The 16,281-nt window shown below is 58.4% G+C and carries 15 protein-coding genes and 4 tRNA genes; 15 read left to right on the forward strand and 4 right to left on the reverse strand.

The annotated features are described in order from the left end of the window. Positions 1-266: 266 nt before the first annotated feature. Positions 267-1,226 carry a DUF1853 family protein gene (locus A8C75_RS11415; RefSeq protein WP_084784009.1) on the reverse strand — a complete coding sequence of 320 codons (960 nt, stop codon included), beginning with the start codon at positions 1,224-1,226 and terminating at the stop codon, positions 267-269. A 54-nt stretch (positions 1,227-1,280) separates the two neighbouring features. Between A8C75_RS11415 and A8C75_RS11420 the strand changes: the two genes are divergently transcribed. The 7 genes from A8C75_RS11420 (at position 1,281) to A8C75_RS11450 (ending at position 5,337) form a co-directional block, all read left to right on the forward strand. Next, positions 1,281-1,598: an excinuclease ABC subunit C gene (locus A8C75_RS11420; RefSeq protein ID WP_067295523.1), complete on the forward strand. Its 318-nt coding sequence runs from the start codon at positions 1,281-1,283 to the stop codon at positions 1,596-1,598. 94 nt (positions 1,599-1,692) lie between these two features. Continuing rightward, positions 1,693-3,489, forward strand: coding sequence for an excinuclease ABC subunit UvrC (gene uvrC / locus A8C75_RS11425; RefSeq protein WP_067387229.1), 1,797 nt, complete (start codon positions 1,693-1,695; stop codon positions 3,487-3,489). Between the two features lie 36 nt (positions 3,490-3,525). Continuing rightward, positions 3,526-4,074, forward strand: a complete 549-nt coding sequence (pgsA, locus tag A8C75_RS11430) for a CDP-diacylglycerol--glycerol-3-phosphate 3-phosphatidyltransferase (protein ID WP_067387230.1) — start codon at positions 3,526-3,528, stop codon at positions 4,072-4,074. 86 nt (positions 4,075-4,160) lie between these two features. Beyond that, a tRNA-Gly gene (locus A8C75_RS11435) sits at positions 4,161-4,236 on the forward strand. Positions 4,237-4,291: 55 nt separating this feature from the next. Beyond that, a tRNA-Cys gene (locus A8C75_RS11440) sits at positions 4,292-4,365 on the forward strand. 6 nt (positions 4,366-4,371) lie between these two features. Next, positions 4,372-4,458 (forward strand) — tRNA-Leu (locus tag A8C75_RS11445). Between the two features lie 456 nt (positions 4,459-4,914). Beyond that, positions 4,915-5,337 carry a hypothetical protein gene (locus tag A8C75_RS11450; RefSeq protein ID WP_067382184.1) on the forward strand — a complete coding sequence of 141 codons (423 nt, stop codon included), beginning with the start codon at positions 4,915-4,917 and terminating at the stop codon, positions 5,335-5,337. On the opposite strand, the gene A8C75_RS11455 is transcribed toward A8C75_RS11450, so the two are convergent. Together A8C75_RS11455 and ada are read right to left on the reverse strand one after the other, a co-directional pair. After that, positions 5,334-6,287, reverse strand: a complete 954-nt coding sequence (locus A8C75_RS11455) for a DNA-3-methyladenine glycosylase family protein (protein ID WP_067382187.1) — start codon at positions 6,285-6,287, stop codon at positions 5,334-5,336. The genes A8C75_RS11450 and A8C75_RS11455 overlap by 4 nt on opposite strands. After that, positions 6,287-7,357 carry a bifunctional DNA-binding transcriptional regulator/O6-methylguanine-DNA methyltransferase Ada gene (gene ada, locus A8C75_RS11460; protein ID WP_067382190.1) on the reverse strand — a complete coding sequence of 357 codons (1,071 nt, stop codon included), beginning with the start codon at positions 7,355-7,357 and terminating at the stop codon, positions 6,287-6,289. The genes A8C75_RS11455 and ada overlap by 1 nt, the downstream gene beginning before the upstream one ends. Before the next feature lie 205 nt (positions 7,358-7,562). On the opposite strand from ada, the gene A8C75_RS11465 reads away from it, so the two are divergent. The 8 genes from A8C75_RS11465 (at position 7,563) to A8C75_RS11500 (ending at position 14,639) form a co-directional block, all read left to right on the forward strand. After that, positions 7,563-7,636, forward strand: a tRNA-Cys gene (locus A8C75_RS11465). A 156-nt stretch (positions 7,637-7,792) separates the two neighbouring features. Then, positions 7,793-8,545, forward strand: coding sequence for a DNA-binding protein (locus A8C75_RS11470; protein WP_067382193.1), 753 nt, complete (start codon positions 7,793-7,795; stop codon positions 8,543-8,545). 83 nt (positions 8,546-8,628) lie between these two features. Then, the gene (locus tag A8C75_RS11475; RefSeq protein WP_067382196.1) at positions 8,629-9,102 is read left to right on the forward strand and encodes a response regulator; all 474 of its coding nucleotides are present in this window, start codon (positions 8,629-8,631) and stop codon (positions 9,100-9,102) included. Between the two features lie 37 nt (positions 9,103-9,139). Then, positions 9,140-9,802 (forward strand): response regulator, encoded by a 663-nt coding sequence (locus tag A8C75_RS11480; RefSeq protein ID WP_067382198.1) that lies wholly within the window; start codon positions 9,140-9,142, stop codon positions 9,800-9,802. Between the two features lie 128 nt (positions 9,803-9,930). Continuing rightward, entirely contained in the window at positions 9,931-10,209 is a 279-nt protein-coding gene (locus tag A8C75_RS11485) for a hypothetical protein (RefSeq protein ID WP_157890271.1), read from the forward strand. A gap of 212 nt (positions 10,210-10,421) precedes the next feature. Next, positions 10,422-10,835, forward strand: a complete 414-nt coding sequence (locus A8C75_RS11490; protein ID WP_067382204.1) for a ketosteroid isomerase-related protein — start codon at positions 10,422-10,424, stop codon at positions 10,833-10,835. A 182-nt stretch (positions 10,836-11,017) separates the two neighbouring features. Continuing rightward, positions 11,018-13,534 (forward strand): UvrD-helicase domain-containing protein, encoded by a 2,517-nt coding sequence (locus tag A8C75_RS11495; RefSeq protein WP_162272100.1) that lies wholly within the window; start codon positions 11,018-11,020, stop codon positions 13,532-13,534. 193 nt (positions 13,535-13,727) lie between these two features. After that, the gene (locus A8C75_RS11500) at positions 13,728-14,639 is read left to right on the forward strand and encodes a hypothetical protein (protein WP_067382210.1); all 912 of its coding nucleotides are present in this window, start codon (positions 13,728-13,730) and stop codon (positions 14,637-14,639) included. Positions 14,640-14,900: 261 nt separating this feature from the next. On the opposite strand, the gene A8C75_RS11505 is transcribed toward A8C75_RS11500, so the two are convergent. After that, entirely contained in the window at positions 14,901-16,184 is a 1,284-nt protein-coding gene (locus A8C75_RS11505; protein WP_067382213.1) for an NAD(P)/FAD-dependent oxidoreductase, read from the reverse strand. Between the last annotated feature and the right edge of the window lie 97 nt (positions 16,185-16,281).

Consider the following 16,281-nt stretch of genomic DNA (forward strand, 5'->3'; position numbering starts at 1 on the left):
CTAACAGCCTGTCGGACTTAACACTGATCTACTGCGGAAAAGCCGAATTTGATTATTTTGTGTACTCTTTCTTGTTAAATAGAACCACTATTTGCCTCAAAAGAGCTCAAAATCATAACTCAAATCGCTCTTTCCCTCGCTACGACCGGTTAAGCCCGACAGGCTGCCAGGCTCTGTCATACAAAAGGACGCTACGGCGTCCTTTTTTCGTTCTGGTTTTTTGTTTTCTTAAAGGGAGGGGCGAGGCGAAAGCGGGCAGTACTGATTCAGTCTGCTGGCGGCGTTCTGGGCGCTAGAGACTGATGATCCCAGTCATCCGGCATCACGAAGCCACGGCCTGTTTCACCCCAGCAGGGCGAGCCTTGCAGGACAAGGCGAGACAGCTGGGCCACCAGGGTAGGCCCTGGGTGTTGCAGCAGGTGCGTACGCAGGCCATCCCAGTCCATCACGCTTGAGTCTGCGCGCCTGGCAGGGGCCAGCCAGCCAAGTTTAGGTAAAACGGCATAGCGATGCTCTGCACCGCTGCGCAGACGCTCCAGCTCGCCGATGGGTAACCACCAGCCACGCAGGTGTTCAGCGCTGATATCAGCGTGCAACAAGCTGCTCACCGCATGTCCTCCGGCCCGGTAAAACAGATAGCCTGGCATCAGCAGCTGAGGCTGTGGAGACTCAATGCCCAGTCGATCCAGCGCGGCTTTGCCTGTCGGATGGGCGGCGAGGGCAAGCTGATGCTGCTGCAGGCGCTGCCACTTGATATCCAGTCGGTCTCGCCGACCGGGGCCGACAAAGTCGCTGAGCGCGCTGCCATCCCCGCAACAGAGGTAGAACTTCACCGCCGTTTCAAGATGAAACCACTGGCCTGCACTGCGATAGAGAAAATCGAACTCACCGGCGGTAATGCCGCCCTGCACGCACTGTAGATTGCGGTGTACTGGCTCTGGTGCCAGGGCATCGTTGAGCAAGGTTGCAACAAGGTCTTCATAATACAGGCCCAGACGGCGGCGCGAGGAAGTACCAGGCAGTGCTGTCAAAGACTCTGGGGCTGTTAGCAGGCTGTAGAGCGAAGGCGCCGCCGAGCGCATCAGGGAGGGCGCCGAGCGGGCCCACAGATAATCGCGACGCTGGTCACAGGCTTCGCTTAATAACTGTATTTGCAGCCTTTGTTGCGTGTTGCTTATCGCTGGCAGGTTCACAAGAAGAATAAACTCACTTAAAGTAGCTCCCATTCATGCTTCGCAATTCTCATTCTGCGCCGTAATGCGCTGCAAAAGGTCCGCACCATGACGTTTGTACAGAAACGCTCCGACAAAACCATGCCGATCAGTGCGCGGGATCGCCGTCCGATGGTGTCCGATACCGACATCAACTACATCCTGGTCAGCGGTGCCCAGCTATCCCTGAGCAAGCTCAAGCGTGGCAAAAGCTTCGATACACGACTGTACCATTTCGCTGAGATCGGTGTTTTCCTAGAAGTGTCCCTGTCCCGCGGCGCGGGCATCAGCGACGACACCCGCGAGCAGCTGCAGCAGCTTCATAAGGAAGCGGTTCATCTGCATATGGCTGCCAACAAGGCTGCGCATGCCAGCACCGCCGACTGAGCCCGCTGTGCAGCAGGTCCCGGAAGTTGTTGAGTCAGCCCCCGTCGCTGGTGACGACCAGGCAAAGCCGGCCGGCTTTGATGCCAAGGCTTTTCTGGCGCGCCTGACGTCCAGGCCCGGCGTTTATCAGATGTATGCCCTCAATGGCGACATTCTCTATGTCGGCAAGGCAAAGAACCTGAAAAAAAGGGTTAGCAGCTACTTTCGCAGCAAGGGCCTGGCGCCCAAGACTGCCGCCCTGGTTGCGCGTATCCAGCATGTAGAGGTGACGGTCACCAACAGTGAAACCGAAGCCCTGCTGCTGGAACAAAACCTGATCAAGGAGCAGCGCCCGCCCTACAATATTCTGCTGCGGGACGATAAATCCTACCCCTATATCTTCATATCCGATCAGGATGAATATCCCGCGGTTCGCTTTCACCGCGGTGCAAGGCGCGCCAAGGGCAGTTACTTCGGGCCCTTTCCCAGCGGTACGGCGGTGCGTGAAAGCCTGAACTTGCTGCAGAAGCTGTTTCGCATCCGTCCCTGTGAAGACAGCTTCTTTCGCAACCGCAGTCGTCCCTGTCTGCAGTACCAGATTCAGCGCTGCAGCGGTCCCTGCGTTGGGCTGATCAGTGAAGCGGACTACGCTGACGACCTGCGTCATGCCAGCATGTTTCTTGAGGGCAAGAGCAATGCGGTGATGCAGGAACTCGCCAGTCAGATGGAAGCGGCGGCGGCAGCTCTGAATTTCGAGCAGGCGGTGCTGCTGCGTGATCAGCTCGGCAATCTGCAGCAGGTACAGGAACAGCAATACGTCAGCGGCTTCGAGGGCCAGGCCGATGTTATTGGTTGCGCGCTCCAACCCGGCGGCGTTGGCATCCATATGCTCTATGTCCGCGGCGGCCGCATTATCGGCAGCAAGATGTTTCACCCACGGATATCGATTGAGGATACCGAAGCCGATGTGCTGTCGGCCTTCGTGGCGCAGTGGTATCTGGGCGCCAGCCGTGAAATTCCCGATCAGGTCATCTTGCCACTGGCGCTGACGGACCACGAGGCCCTGCAGGAGGCGCTGACCCAGCGTCGTGGCCGCAAGGTCGTGCTGCAGCACAGCGTGCGCGGTGACAAGGCAGGCTGGCAGAGGCTGGCCCAGACCAATGCCGAGCAGCAACTGAGTAGCCATCTGGCGAGCAAGCAAAACATGTACAACCGCTTCCTTGCGCTGCAGGAGGCGCTCAAGCTGGACGGCATTCCACAGCGGCTCGAGTGCTTCGATATCAGCCACAGCTCCGGCGAGGCGACGGTGGCCTCCTGCGTGGTGTTTGACCACAATGGTCCGCTTAAAACAGACTATCGCCACTTCAATATCAGCGACATTACCCCCGGCGACGACTACGCCGCCATGCATCAGGCCCTTTTGCGGCGCTATACACGCCTGAAAAAAGGTGAGGGCAAGTTGCCGGATATTTTGCTGATTGACGGTGGCAAGGGGCAGGTCGGCCAGGCCCGCGCCGTACTCGAAGAACTGCAGATCACCGAAGTGCTGATTGTCGGTGTCGCCAAGGGGCCGAGCCGCAGGGCAGGGCTCGAAACCCTGGTGTTGGCTGAAAGCGGTGAAGAAATCACCCTGTCAGGCGATGCCCTGGCGCTGCACCTCATTCAGCATATACGGGATGAGGCGCACCGATTTGCCATTACAGGGCACCGCGCCAGACGCGGCAAGGCGCGCAAAACCTCGCGCCTGGAGACTATTGACGGCATAGGCCCGAAACGGCGACGCGAATTGCTGCGTCATTTCGGGGGATTGCAGGAGATAGAGCGGGCGAGTATTGAAGAAATTGCAAAAGTCTCTACCATAAGCCGCAAACTCGCGGAAGATATCTATTTCGCACTTCATCCAGATCCATGACTCCCCGGAGAGCCACTGGCAGGTATGCTGTTTTCCATGAAAATTCCAAACATTTTGACCCTGCTGCGGATCCTGCTGATACCGGTATTCGTGTTCTTTTATTATCTGCCTCAGGCCTGGGCGCCTATGACTGCCGCTGCAATTTTTGGTGTCGCTGCCCTGACCGACTGGTTTGACGGTTATCTTGCCCGCAAGCTGGATCAGTCGTCTCCCTTTGGTGCCTTTCTGGATCCTGTGGCCGACAAGCTGATGGTGGCTGTGGCGCTGGTTGTGCTGGTCGAGACCTTTAGCGAGGTCTGGATCACCATCCCCGCGGCGGTGATCATCGGGCGTGAAATCGTTATTTCCGCGCTGCGGGAATGGATGGCGGAACTGGGCGAGCGCGCCAGTGTTTCTGTGTCTGGCCTTGGCAAGGTCAAAACCACGCTGCAGATGGTCTCCATCCTGCTGCTGGTTGCCTTTACGCCTTACACCAGCTTCTCCTGGATTGGCGTGGCGGCACTTTATGGTGCCAGTCTGCTTACTTTCTGGTCAATGGTGCTCTACCTGAAGGCTGCCTGGCCCCTGCTGGGCGAAGATCTGTAAGTGTTTAATCTTTAAGAACAATATTTTATGTTTCGGTGTTGACACAAGAACGCAGGTCTCTATAATACGCACCACTTACAGAGCAGGCGGGAATAGCTCAGTTGGTAGAGCACGACCTTGCCAAGGTCGGGGTCGCGAGTTCGAGTCTCGTTTCCCGCTCCAATCTTTACATTCTGATCCCTTCAGATGTCAAAGAGCCCTGTAAGACGCTATCCGAGGCTGGATGGCAGAGTGGTCATGCAGCGGACTGCAACTCCGTGTACGCCGGTTCGATTCCGACTCCAGCCTCCATTTTTCGCCCGGGTGGTGAAATTGGTAGACACAAGGGACTTAAAATCCCTCGCCTGAAAGGGCGTACCGGTTCGATTCCGGTCCCGGGCACCAGTATCCATGCACCCTTCAGCGTTAGTGCTTAGCAACCAAACTTCAGCTTCATTTTATACCGCTATCTTTCACCACGTCTGCATCTTCGCGCGGCAAAAGATACATTCCCGTTATTCATCCGATCTTTTCGATTCGCAGTTAATTCGATTCCAGACATTCCTCAGCGCATTGCCGCCGATCTTTCGTTAGGCCCCTGAACAATTTTTTATTCAGCCTCATCCCGTGCACCCCATATCTGGTCGATCTCGACTACTATGCATCTGTTCATAATGTATAAATAGTCGCAATTTGGCTACAATGTCACTTTGCACATGATGCCTACACGCCGAGGAATCGGCCATCAACGCCTCGACACCGTTGCGGGAAGTGGCACCTGCAGCCTGAATAAGTAACAACAGGTTACGCATTTGGCTGCGCACACAGGGAGTTGCACAACCCCACGCCGAGGTTTTTGGCATGATGCAACCACTTTCTCCTGCGTTAGCGCGCACAACCCCGCGCATCGCTTTACATGCAGCAGCACGCAACACACCTTCCACGCCCTCCGATATCATTGGCCGCAAAAAAACCAATACCAGCCCCTGTGCCGGTGCTCTGCTGTTCCATTGTGCATGGCTCAGCTGTGCGCTTGTCGCAGGCTGCAGTTCAACACCGATCGTGGCGCAGCGGGATGAAGTTTTTGTACATATCCGCCTAGTTGACGCTATCGATGAGCGCCCCGATGCGCTGGGTCTCGCCAATTGCAATAACGGTGTCTGCTATATCCAGATACTGCGCGATCGCTATCCGGACTGCATCACCCATGAGGTCCGCCACGGATTTGAAGCCAATTGGCATGAGCATCGCGAAACTACGGATTACTGCCTGGTGCAGCGCTAACGGCCTGCCAGGTCCGTGGCGACTCTGGCATCGAGGGCCCAAAGATGGGCGGCCACCAGCGCTCGCCAGGGGCTAAAGTCCGCCAGCCAGTCCTGCGTCTGCCTTTCTGTAGGCTTGTCAGCCATCGCCAGCAGCGCCTGCAGGCTACGCCGCACCGCCACGTCGCCATGCAGCGATCCATCTGGCCAGCCAAAGCCGCGCATCAGCGCATAATTTACGGTCCAGGGGCCTATACCCTTGATCTGCAGCAACTGCGCGCCCAGTTGCTCGGCATTGCAGCCTTTGGCATCCAGTTGCAGCAGGCCCGACTCAAGCGCCTCGCACAGCGCCCTGAATGTGCGCACCTTGGCCGCAGATAGTCCTGCAGCACCCAGGCCTGCATCACTCAGGTTACTTGTTTGCCGGGCATCGGGGTAGCACCAGAGACCACTTGAGTGCTGCTGGCCCGCCGCCTGTATCAGTCGACGTCGGATACTGACGGCCGCCTGTACGCTGATTTGCTGCCCGATAATAGCCCAGCTCAGAGCTTCAAACGGGCTTGCCGCCAGGGGTATGCGCAAGCCTGGCACGCTGCGGATTAGCGCGCCAAGCTGGCAATGCCCACGATACTGCTGCTCAAATTCTTCCACTGGCTGCGTCAGGCCCAGCATCAGCCGTGCCCTGTGCTCAAGCAGGGTTGTGGATAGCGGTGACTCGGAAACGGCAGGATTGCCACCGCCGTCAATATCGAGTTGCACTTCGGCGGCTTTGTCTTTGAATCGAATATGCAGACAGGCGGCGGAGTTTTCCCAGCGTAACCCCTTGGTCAGGCTATCTGAGGTCACGCGTTCAGCCACGTCCTGTGAGTCACGTCGATGAAACGCCAGAAAATCTGCCAGGCGATAGTTCGCCGGCAGTTCAATGCGACAGTGCAGGAGTGTGCCGGCAACAGCGGGGAAGGGGGAAGGCATCAAGTGTCACGCTCGCGGTCCAGCAATGCACGCTTGCGCTCGATGCCCCAGCGATAGCCGGAGAGGCCCCCATCACTGCGCACCACCCGATGACAGGGAATCGCGACCGCTATGGCGTTGGCGGCACAGGCGCCGGCAACCGCACGCACGGCACGGGGTGAACCTATGCGTTGGGCCAATTGCGCATAGCTCAGCGTTTCGCCCGGTGGTATATCGCGCAGCGCCAGCCAGACACGTTGCTGGAAAACGGTGCCGCGAATATCCAGTGGCAGATCCATACCCCGGACGGGGTTGTCTACAAAAGCCGCCACAAGCCCGACAAGTTGCATATATCCAGAATCACCCGGCACCAGCTGAGCCCTGGCAAAACGACGCTGCAGGTCCTGCAGCAGGGCATTGGGGTCGTCCCCCAGCAAAATGGCGCAGATGCCAAGTTCGCTCTGGGCCACCAGAATGGCGCCCAGGGAGCAATCACCCACGGCGAATTGAATGCGGGCGTCGTCGCCGCCGGCGCGATAACGGCTGGGTGTCATACCGAGTACCTGAGTGGATTCTTCGTAAAACCGACCGCTGGAGCCGTAGCCGGCAGTATTGAAGGCGTCGGTGATGGTTGTGCTCTGATCAAGTGCTGCACGCAGACGCCGGGCCTGGTGCGCCTTGGCATACTGGCGTGGTGTAAGGCCGGTAAATTGTTTGAACAGGCGGTGCAGATGATGGCTGCTAAGGCCCGCACAGGCAGCCAGCTCTTCCAGGGTCGGCAGCTGTGGTGCGGTTTCGATCATGCGACAGAGTGTGGCTATGGTATTGCGCTGGCGTTCCTGTGCTGAGGCCTGATCTGGATGGCAGCGTTTGCAGGGTCTGAAGCCTGCGCGCTCTGCCGCGCTGGAGTCCGCATGAAAGCGGACATTTTCAGGTCGGGCGGTACGGGACGGGCAGCTCGGTCGACAGTAGATGCCGGTGGTGATGACGCCGTAGACAAAAAGACCGTCGGCGCTGGCATCGCGGTTCAATACCGAGTGCCAGCGCGGATCTGCACAGGTTGTCTCTGCTTGCTGCTCTGGGCTCGTCACGCTGTCATTCCCGTCTTAGTCGCCAGATTATTCTCAACTGCCACTGTAGCGGCGTGAGGCGCAGAGGTCACTCCGACTCTTGCTGCTGTATTCAAGACAGCGCGGGCAGGCCAAAGAGAAAGGGCAAGACCGAATGAACCTTAGCGGTATTTTTCGGCCGCGCTGTTGACCCCGAAATGCATTGCTGTATTATGCAGCGCCTTGAGGCTGGATGGCAGAGTGGTCATGCAGCGGACTGCAACTCCGTGTACGCCGGTTCGATTCCGACTCCAGCCTCCATTATTCCCGCTTTCCACTCCCTCTTTTTGTCATCTCCCGGCGACGGTGTCGCTGCTTTAGGTTATCCTGCTGTTTTCATTGGCTCTATTGCGCGGCCAGGGTGCGCCGACTGCGATTGATACGCCTGAATTACAATACGTATTGTGTATTAATAATATGAAAACAGGTTCCGACACACGCCAGAAAGTGTTCCTGGCAGCGGATCAGCTGCTGGAGCAGGGTCTGCGGCCGACACAGCAGAATGTACGCGAGCTGATCGGCAGCGGCAGTCTGACGACGATCAACAAGGCCCTGGGGGACTGGTGGAAAACACTGGGCGAGCGCATTACGCGGCGCAACCAGCACCCCGAAGTGCCGGAAGCGGTACTGCTGAGCGCCGGCAAACTCTGGGATCAGGCACTGGCCTACGCCGAACAGCGCTTTCTTGAGCAGAGTACGCAGCTTGAGCAGCAGTATCGTGAAAGCCTGGAGCGGGCGCGCCAGGATGATCTGGCCGTCACTTCGGATCTGCGTCAGCTGCAGGAGCAGAATGCCCGCGTGCTGGAACGCAACGAACAGCTCGCAATGCAGCTGGACGCCAGCCAGTCTGAACGCCTGCGCCAGGAAGAACGATTGATTCGACTTGGCTCCGACAATGAAGAGCAGGGGCGTCAGCTCAAGCAGCAGGCGCTGCTGCTTGAGCGTAGCGCAGGCAACGCCGATACTGAACAGTTGCTGGATTTGCGCGTTCGCCTGCGCATTCAGGAAGAGGACGGCAAGCGCCTGCACAGCAGCAATGACAGCCTGGCGCAGGAAAATGCCCGGCTGCGCCGACAGCTGCAGGAGCAGGAACGCGGCTTTCTGGAGCGGATCCATCAGCTCGAGCTTGAACTGGCACGCCGCGAAAGCAGTACCCTGGCTCGGGGCTAAAAGCCAGGTACATTAAAAGGGGATTGCGCCCTGGGGGCGTACACCCACTGATTCATTTCTGATCCTGCTGTCTGGGTATAAAAATGGATATAACACTCGAAGATAATGCCAGTTACGCCACCATCGTGGATGCACTGCAGCGCTGCGGCGCCGAGGATGCCGTATGCTGCGGCACGGAAATATTGTTTAATAGCGCTAAACAGGCGCTGGTACAGGAAAAACTGTCCGGCGTGACGCTGCAATTGCTCGACACCGACGGCTATGCAATACGCCAGGTTACCAGTCGGCGACGCGGCGATCAGGTACCGGTGCCGGATCGCCTGAACGACCGTCAGATCACGGTCATACGGGCCCTGGAAAAGGTATTGCGGCACTGTCAGAAAGAGGGCATACAGCTGATCGGCTACAGCGATGAACTGGTGGCTCTGCCAGCCCAGATCAAGCCCGAAGCCATCGCTTCGGCCTGCGCACTGGATATAGAGACCTATGGAGCTTACCGGGGTGCTGAGGCATTGACGCCTGACGCAGGCACCCTGATTAACGATGTATTACCTTAGGTATACGTAGTTAAATTTTTGAATTTTAAGGAAATGTATGGGCCCTATCCGTGTACTGCTTGCCGACGACCATCCGGTTGTTCGGGACGGTTTCCAGCGTATTCTGGAGTCTGATGAGCGTATTCGAATCATTGCCAGTGCCAGTAGCGGTCATGAGGCATTTGAGCAATTCCGTGCAGAAAAGCCCGATATAGTGGTGCTGGATCTCACCATGCCAAGCCAGGCAGGCGCACCGGAGAGCTCATCCATCAGCGGTGGCATGGAGGCGATCAGGCGCATTCTGGCGCAGGACTCCCGTGCCCGTGTGCTGGTACTGTCCAGCTGTGAAACCAGACCTTACCCCAGCCAGGTAATTGGCGCCGGCGTAAAGGGGTACCTGACCAAGCGCTGCGCGCCGGCCGAGCTGATCGAAGCTGTGGTAAAGGTGCATTCAGGCGAGCGCTACTTTTCGCCATCGATCCAGGATCAGCTGGACGACTCGGCGACGGACAGCTCTCCGGTAAATCAGCTGAGCTCCCGCGAGTTGCAGATTTTCGTCATGCTCGCGGACGGGCATTCGGTCGCACAGATCGCGGAGGCGGTGTTTCTCAGCCCCAAAACCATCCATGCCCATCGTTCCAACATCAAACGCAAGCTTGATCTCAAAGCCAATGGCGAGATAGTGCATCTGGCCATGCGCCACGGCCTGATCGACCCCTAGGATGCTGTCCAATACTCACAGTAGCACCCCTCCATTAGTGATCTCCGTGCCAGCGCCCTGGATAACAGTTGCGCAGGGCGAAGCACTCGGGTCCATACTGTGACTGTACTTCCCGGCAAGGAGTTGCCATGCGACAAATGGAAAGTTCCAGCGAGCTGCTGCTCGAAACCAGTTTTATCTGGCATGAAATCAGTGTCGGTGACCTGATCCGCCTTGAAGCGGATCTGGACGACTGTGGCGAGCAGCAGCTTAAATCCGCCTCCCAGTATGAGGTGCTGGCAAAGCTCGAGCTGGCGCCGGGACATCAGGTTTTTGTGGTGCAGTCCGATATCTCCGGTGAGCTGGTACAGGTACATCCTTTTCTTGTCAGCAGCTACGATAACCGCCCCCCGCCTACCTGCATGTAACCTGCTTGCACGCCTGACCTGCGCTTACCTTGCGCAGGCGGGCATTTAAGTGTCGCCCAGGCACAGTAATCGTCACTTCTTCGCGTGTTAGTGTGTCCGCCTGTACTTGCCTGCTGTAATAAGCAGCACGAACGCCATATCAAGCAAATTTGATTATGAATTCGTCACCGCAACTCTTCGCATCTATGCCGAATGGAACCCGTGGAATCCCCATGAGAGACGCAGCCTTTACGCTTGTTAAACAGTATTACCAGACCTTCAACGCAGGCGACATGCCGGCCTTTCTGGATCTGCTCACCGATGATGTGATCCACGACATCAACCAGGGTGGGCGGGAAGTCGGCAAGGAGGCTTTTGCGGCCTTTATGCTGCGCATGAATCAGTGCTACGAAGAACAGCTCATTGATATCGAGGTCATGGTCAGCGCGGATGGCCAGCGTGCTGCCGCTGAATTTGTTGTGCTGGGGCGCTACCTCGACAACGATGAGGGCCTGCCACCCGCCAGGGGTCAGCAATACCGTTTGCCCGCCGGCGCCTTCTTTGAATTGCGCGACTCCAGGGTGGCGCGCATCAGCAATTACTACAACCTCAATGACTGGCTCGAACAGGTGGGCGGGGCGGTTTAGCATTTTGTAACGCACAGAGCCTTGCGTTCATGCGGCCAAGACCCTATAACCTGTGGCTGCCATGGGCGACGCACGCAGCGGACGCCGACTACAGGGAGCCTTGCGTCCGCTTGATCGCTACCATTACTGCGCCATTGCCTGCCAGGTTATTTGCACGCAGGCTCGCTTGCCACTGGACAACCTTGAGCGCCGGGCCTGAGGGGTTGCTGATCGGTTTCAGGGATGCCCCCGACGAGCTCATCCCCTGGCAGGATCTGGCGAGGGCACAGCACGTTCATACAGGCGCGGCATTTCACCGGCTGGCGCTCGAAGGCAAGCCGGCGTTACGCTGGATAGGCCGCTGGCACCGCCATTTCTGGCGCGCATTCAGCCAGTACCTGCACCAGCAGCACGAGCCCGATTTCGCCGTGCAGCTGCAACGCATCGAAACAGCCGTACGACAGGGCTATGTGCGCAGCTCAACCTGGTCGCAACTGCAGGCTCAGGCCGCGGCACTGCTGCAGCACAGAGATGCCGCCCTGGTACAGGCGCCGGCCCGACCTGATCTGCGTTACCAGCGCCTGGGGCGCATCGCCAGCGGCGACCCGCAGCTGTTGCAGCGTTACCGCGAGCATTACCTTAGCCGTCAGCAGACGCGCCACCGCACACTGTTTGATCAAATAGAACGCCTGCCACTGACGCCCAGCCAGCAGCGTGCCTGCATCACACTGGATGACAACAACCTGGTGCTGGCCGGCGCTGGCAGTGGCAAAACCAGCACCCTGATCGGTCGCGCCGCCTATCTGATTGCCAGTGACCAGGCTGAACCTCAGGACATTCTGCTGCTGGCCTTTGGTCGCCAGGCCGCCGATGAAATGCAGCAGCGCCTGCAGCAACGTCTTGGTATCAAGCTCGATGCCACCACTTTCCATGCACTGGGTCAGCGCATTATCACCGCGGTAGAAGGTCGCCGGCCACGTATCAGTCCGTTCGCTGAAGATGACGCCAAGCTGGGCAGCTGGGTTGCCAGTCAGTTTGAAGCACTGCTGGAGACGCCTGAATACCGCCGCGAGCTAATCGCTTATCTGCTGCGCTTTCGCTTCCCGGCGGACAGTCCCTTCGACTTCGCCACGCAGAATGAACATCAGCGTTTTGTGCGCAGCAATGGCGTGTGCACGCTTTCAGACTCAGTAGATGATGCTGCAGGCGAGGAGATACAGAGTAGCGCCGCCGGCGTGATTGCCGACTGGCTCTGGAGCCAGGGGATTAACTATCGTTACCGCCCGGCCGGGATCTACTCCCTGGCGCCGCCGCAAACACCTGCAACAGCGCAAGGCACGATCCAGCCCATGCTGCTTGTGCCCGACTTTTATCTGCCGGCTCAGGATATCTGCATCGACCTGCTGTTGCTTGATCGGGATGAGGACAGCCCCGCCTGGATTGAGCCTGCGGCCTACCAGCGGGCACTTGATGCGCTGCGCCACGCAGATACCGCCAATGGTCAGCGCCGTATCGAACTGCAGTTTCACCAGCAACAGGATGGCAGTCTGATCGATGACCTGGCCCGCCAGCTGAGCGAGCGGGGCGTTGTGGCACAGCCCAAAACTGACCCGCAAATACTGGCGCGTCTGCAGGACGGCGCTCAGCTGCAGCCACTGTGCGACCTGCTGACCCAGATGCTGCGCAGCTACAGAACCCTGCAACCGGATGCGGTCGAGCTGCGCGCCCGGATAGATGCAAGTCCCGGGTCGCAACAGCTGGAACAGGCGCTGAGGCTGTTGCAACCGCTGCACAGCGCCTACAGGGCGGAGCTTGCCGCCCATGACGAGATCGATTTCGACGACATGATCGCAAAGGCGCTGGAATATGTGGAGCAGGGCCGCTTTGCTTCGCCCTGGCAGCATATTCTGGTGGATGAGTTTCAGGACATCTCGGCCCTGCGCGCCCGTCTGATTCGGGCCCTGCGTGATGCCGTGCCGGGCGCCGCGCTCTTTGCTGTAGGTGATGACTGGCAGTCGATCTATCGTTTCACCGGCAGCGACGTAGGGCTGACCACCGATTTTGCCGGCTTCTTTGGCCCGGCCTCCATTAGTGCGCTGGATCAGACATTTCGCTTTAACAGCAGCATCGGCGAGCTGGCATCGCGCTTTGTGCTGCGCAACCCCGCCCAGCTGCCCAAGCAATTGCATAGCCAGACTCAGGTTGAGACGCCCGCCGTCTCACTGCTGGCCCACCGCAGCCGCGAGCCCGCCAAGGATGCTGGGGTACTCGAGCGCGCTCTGGAAGTGATCAGCCAGCGTTTCGCCGCAGCGGGAGGCGCCAGCTGCACTGTGATGATTATGGCGCGCAATCGCTTTAGCCTGCCCGACAGCGCACGCCTTGCATTCTTGCAGCGGCGTTTTGGTCAGCTGCAACTGCAGAGTCGCACGCTGCATGCCGCCAAGGGACGCGAAGCCGATTATGCGATCATCCTCGGGCTGGAGAGCGGCAAGTACGGGTTTCCGGCGGAACGTCGCCTGCATCCAGTACAGGATGCCCTGCTGCCAGGTGGCGAAACTTACCCCCATGCCGAAGAGCGACGCCTGTTTTATGTCGCGCTGACCCGCGCTCGTCACCGGGTATATCTTGTCTACAACAGCACGCGGCCATCCTGCTTTGTCACAGAGCTCATCGCCGATCAGTACCCGATCGAGCAGCATGAATTCGAGCCGGCTCATTAAAGCGCAGCCGGTCAGACGGGTATTTTGTGCAACAAAGTCACGTTCAACATGATCAGAAAGACGGTGCAAATTCTGGTCAGCGACTGTCTTAGCGACAACACTTAGGAAATGCTGTATCCAGACGGATAGCTGAAACCCTGAATAACTGGCTGGTCGGCGTGCAACTTGCGCAGAGGGTCGGAGGAGGTGAGCGATGCGATTGTTTTTCGCAGGGCTCGCGCTTATGGGCCTGTTGTCGACACCGCCCCTGAGCGCGGAAGAGCGAGTATTTCCGCCCGGGGCGGCCATTCACCCGCTGTGCTTCGATCAGCTGCTATCTGGCCTTACCAGCGAGAGTCCTTTCAGCCCCGTTACCTGTGATGGCATGCCTGGAGAGCACCCGGTGTTTATCTTTCCCGGGCAGGATGCCGCCGATCTGACCTATACCGCACAACGCATTACCGAAGAGGGCTACGGCCGCGGCTTTATCGCCTATGCCGTTGCAGGGCACTGGCCCAGCAAGACCGGCGACGACAAATGGACCTTGTTCGAGGTCACTGCGGCCAATGGCTTTGGCAACCTGCGCAGTTCCATCTGGTTGTTGCTGCAGCCACAGGGCAACAGGGTAGTAAAACCGCTGCTCTATGTGCCGGGGGGGGATCGCTGCAACGACGGTGCGCTGCGCGTGTCTGAGGTGGGGTCTGATCGGTTGATTTTTCTGTCGGCGGCCACACCCTTTCGTCTGCTGAACCCGACCAGACTCAACGAGTGGCGCCTGTTTATGCAGCAGCACGCCGCGAACCAGAACGAGCCGCAGGCCAGTAACAAGAAGCCCCAGCCCCCCTTTATGGACTGGAAACCCTATCTTGATGTCGCCAATGACGCCGGCGCCTGTGCCGGCGGCATTATCAAATCCTACAATTTCAAAACCGATACGCTGGATGTGCTGGGCGTGCGCATTGATCCCGGCGCCTTTATGAGTGCCCAGCAGGGCACCAAGCAGGCCTGTATCAACAACTGGCTCAAGGCGCAGGATCGCTTTCGCAAAGACGGCGTGCAGGATCTGGATCTGGATGAGTGGGACAGCATGCTCAGCACCCTGGAACCCGCCTGCGCGCAGCATTAAAACCCTTGCCGAAATGCCTAGCAGCCTGTCGGGCTTGGCCGGTCGTAGCGAGGGAAAGACCGATTTGAGTTAGTTTTTGAGCTCTTTTGAGGCGATAAATCGGCAGGATAGCCGATTTACACAGCGTAAGCTGCCCACCGGGCAAGCTACAGGGATGTAGCTTGTGAATAGTGGTTCTCTCAAAGAGCATACAAAAATGTCCCCTCTTTACCAAAATGAGGCTGCTTTTCCGCAGTAGATCAGTGTTAAGTCGACAGGCTGCTAGACGCCGAGTCGATCCCGCAGGCTGTAGTACCAGGCGCCCATGGCGGTAAGTGGCACGCGCAGCAAGCGCCCGCCGGGGAAGCTGTACTGCGGCAGGCCGGCAAAGACATCAAAGCGTTCAGACTGGCCTCTAATGGCATCACAAATCAGCCGCCCCGCCAGGTGCGAGCTGGCAATGCCGTGGCCGCTATAGCCCTGGGCATAATAGATATTGTTGCCAATGCGGCCAAACTGCGGCAGCCGCATCAGGGTCAGCAGGAAATTGCCGGTCCAGGCGAAATCCACCTTGACGCCGGCGAGCTCTGGGAACGTCTTGACCATATTGGGGCGAATCAGCTGCTCTATCTTGCCGGGTTCGCGCGCACCATAAGTCACGCCACCACCATAAATAAGCCGGCCATCACCGCTCAGACGGTAGTAATCCAGCAGATAATTACAGTCTTCAACGCACTGATCCTGCGGCAGCAGCGCCTGCTGTACCGCCTGGCTCAGGGGTTCGGTGGCCAGTACCTGGCTGCCACAGGGCATGGATTTTTGCGCCAGTTGCGGAATCAGGCCACCGAGGTAGGCATTGCCGGCAACCACAACATGGGCTGCGCTAACACAGCCGTGTTCGGTGTGCAGCCGCACCTGCGCGCCCTGTTCGACACGCACAACCTTCGAGTCTTCATAGATCACACCGCCAAGAGACTCCAGCGCAGCGGCTTCGCCGAGCACCAGATTCAGCGGATGAAAATGCCCGCCGCTTTTATCCAGCAGGCCGCCGGTGTAGCGGTCCGAGCCGATGTGCTGGCGAATACTGCTGGCATCGAGCATTTCGAGCTGCTCATGGCCATGTTTTTCCCACAGCCGCTTCTTGCTGGCCATTTCATCCAGCTGGGCGCTGGTGCAGGCCGCGAAGATGCCGCCGTCCTTGAGATCGCACTGGATGCTGTAGCGCTTGACGAAATCGCGGATAATGCGGCCGCCTTCGAACGCCATGGCACCCATGGCGTTGGCGGTGTCCTGGCCATAATGCTGTTCGATAAAGTCCATGTCACGGCTGTAGCTGTGCACGATCTGGCCGCCATTGCGGCCGGAGGCGCCAAATCCGATACGGCTGGCTTCCAGCACTATAACGCTGAATCCCTGCTCGGCCAGGTGCAGCGCACTGGACAGGCCGGTGAAGCCGGCACCAATAACGCAGATATCCGCCGTGGCATCACCCGCAAGTGACGGCCGCTGCCGGGTATCATTGGCGGAGGCGGCATAGTAGGACGCAGTATGCTGTTGTGTTGTCATCTTGGTTCTCGTTACCCGCAGAGGTCTGGCGGGCCTCAGTACAAATTTGAATATGGTTTGGGGCTGTGGCTATACCGGGGTTCTTGCCGGGCCTTAA

Source organism: Marinobacterium aestuarii, assembly GCF_001651805.1.
GTDB classification, from domain to species: domain Bacteria; phylum Pseudomonadota; class Gammaproteobacteria; order Pseudomonadales; family Balneatricaceae; genus Marinobacterium_A; species Marinobacterium_A aestuarii.

Bases quoted from the DNA above. Each gene is read 5' to 3' on its own strand.
- A8C75_RS11420 (WP_067295523.1), top strand. From the start codon at position 1,281: ATGACGTTTGTACAGAAACGCTCCGACAAAACCATGCCGATCAGTGCG.
- A8C75_RS11470 (WP_067382193.1), top strand. From the start codon at position 7,793: ATGAAAACAGGTTCCGACACACGCCAGAAAGTGTTCCTGGCAGCGGAT.
- A8C75_RS11480 (WP_067382198.1), top strand. From the start codon at position 9,140: ATGGGCCCTATCCGTGTACTGCTTGCCGACGACCATCCGGTTGTTCGG.
- A8C75_RS11475 (WP_067382196.1), top strand. From the start codon at position 8,629: ATGGATATAACACTCGAAGATAATGCCAGTTACGCCACCATCGTGGAT.
- A8C75_RS11455 (WP_067382187.1), bottom strand. From the start codon at position 6,287: ATGCCTTCCCCCTTCCCCGCTGTTGCCGGCACACTCCTGCACTGTCGC.
- A8C75_RS11500 (WP_067382210.1), top strand. From the start codon at position 13,728: ATGCGATTGTTTTTCGCAGGGCTCGCGCTTATGGGCCTGTTGTCGACA.
- A8C75_RS11450 (WP_067382184.1), top strand. From the start codon at position 4,915: ATGATGCAACCACTTTCTCCTGCGTTAGCGCGCACAACCCCGCGCATC.
- A8C75_RS11490 (WP_067382204.1), top strand. From the start codon at position 10,422: ATGAGAGACGCAGCCTTTACGCTTGTTAAACAGTATTACCAGACCTTC.
- A8C75_RS11485 (WP_157890271.1), top strand. From the start codon at position 9,931: ATGCGACAAATGGAAAGTTCCAGCGAGCTGCTGCTCGAAACCAGTTTT.
- pgsA (WP_067387230.1), top strand. From the start codon at position 3,526: ATGAAAATTCCAAACATTTTGACCCTGCTGCGGATCCTGCTGATACCG.
- A8C75_RS11415 (WP_084784009.1), bottom strand. From the start codon at position 1,226: ATGGGAGCTACTTTAAGTGAGTTTATTCTTCTTGTGAACCTGCCAGCG.
- A8C75_RS11505 (WP_067382213.1), bottom strand. From the start codon at position 16,184: ATGACAACACAACAGCATACTGCGTCCTACTATGCCGCCTCCGCCAAT.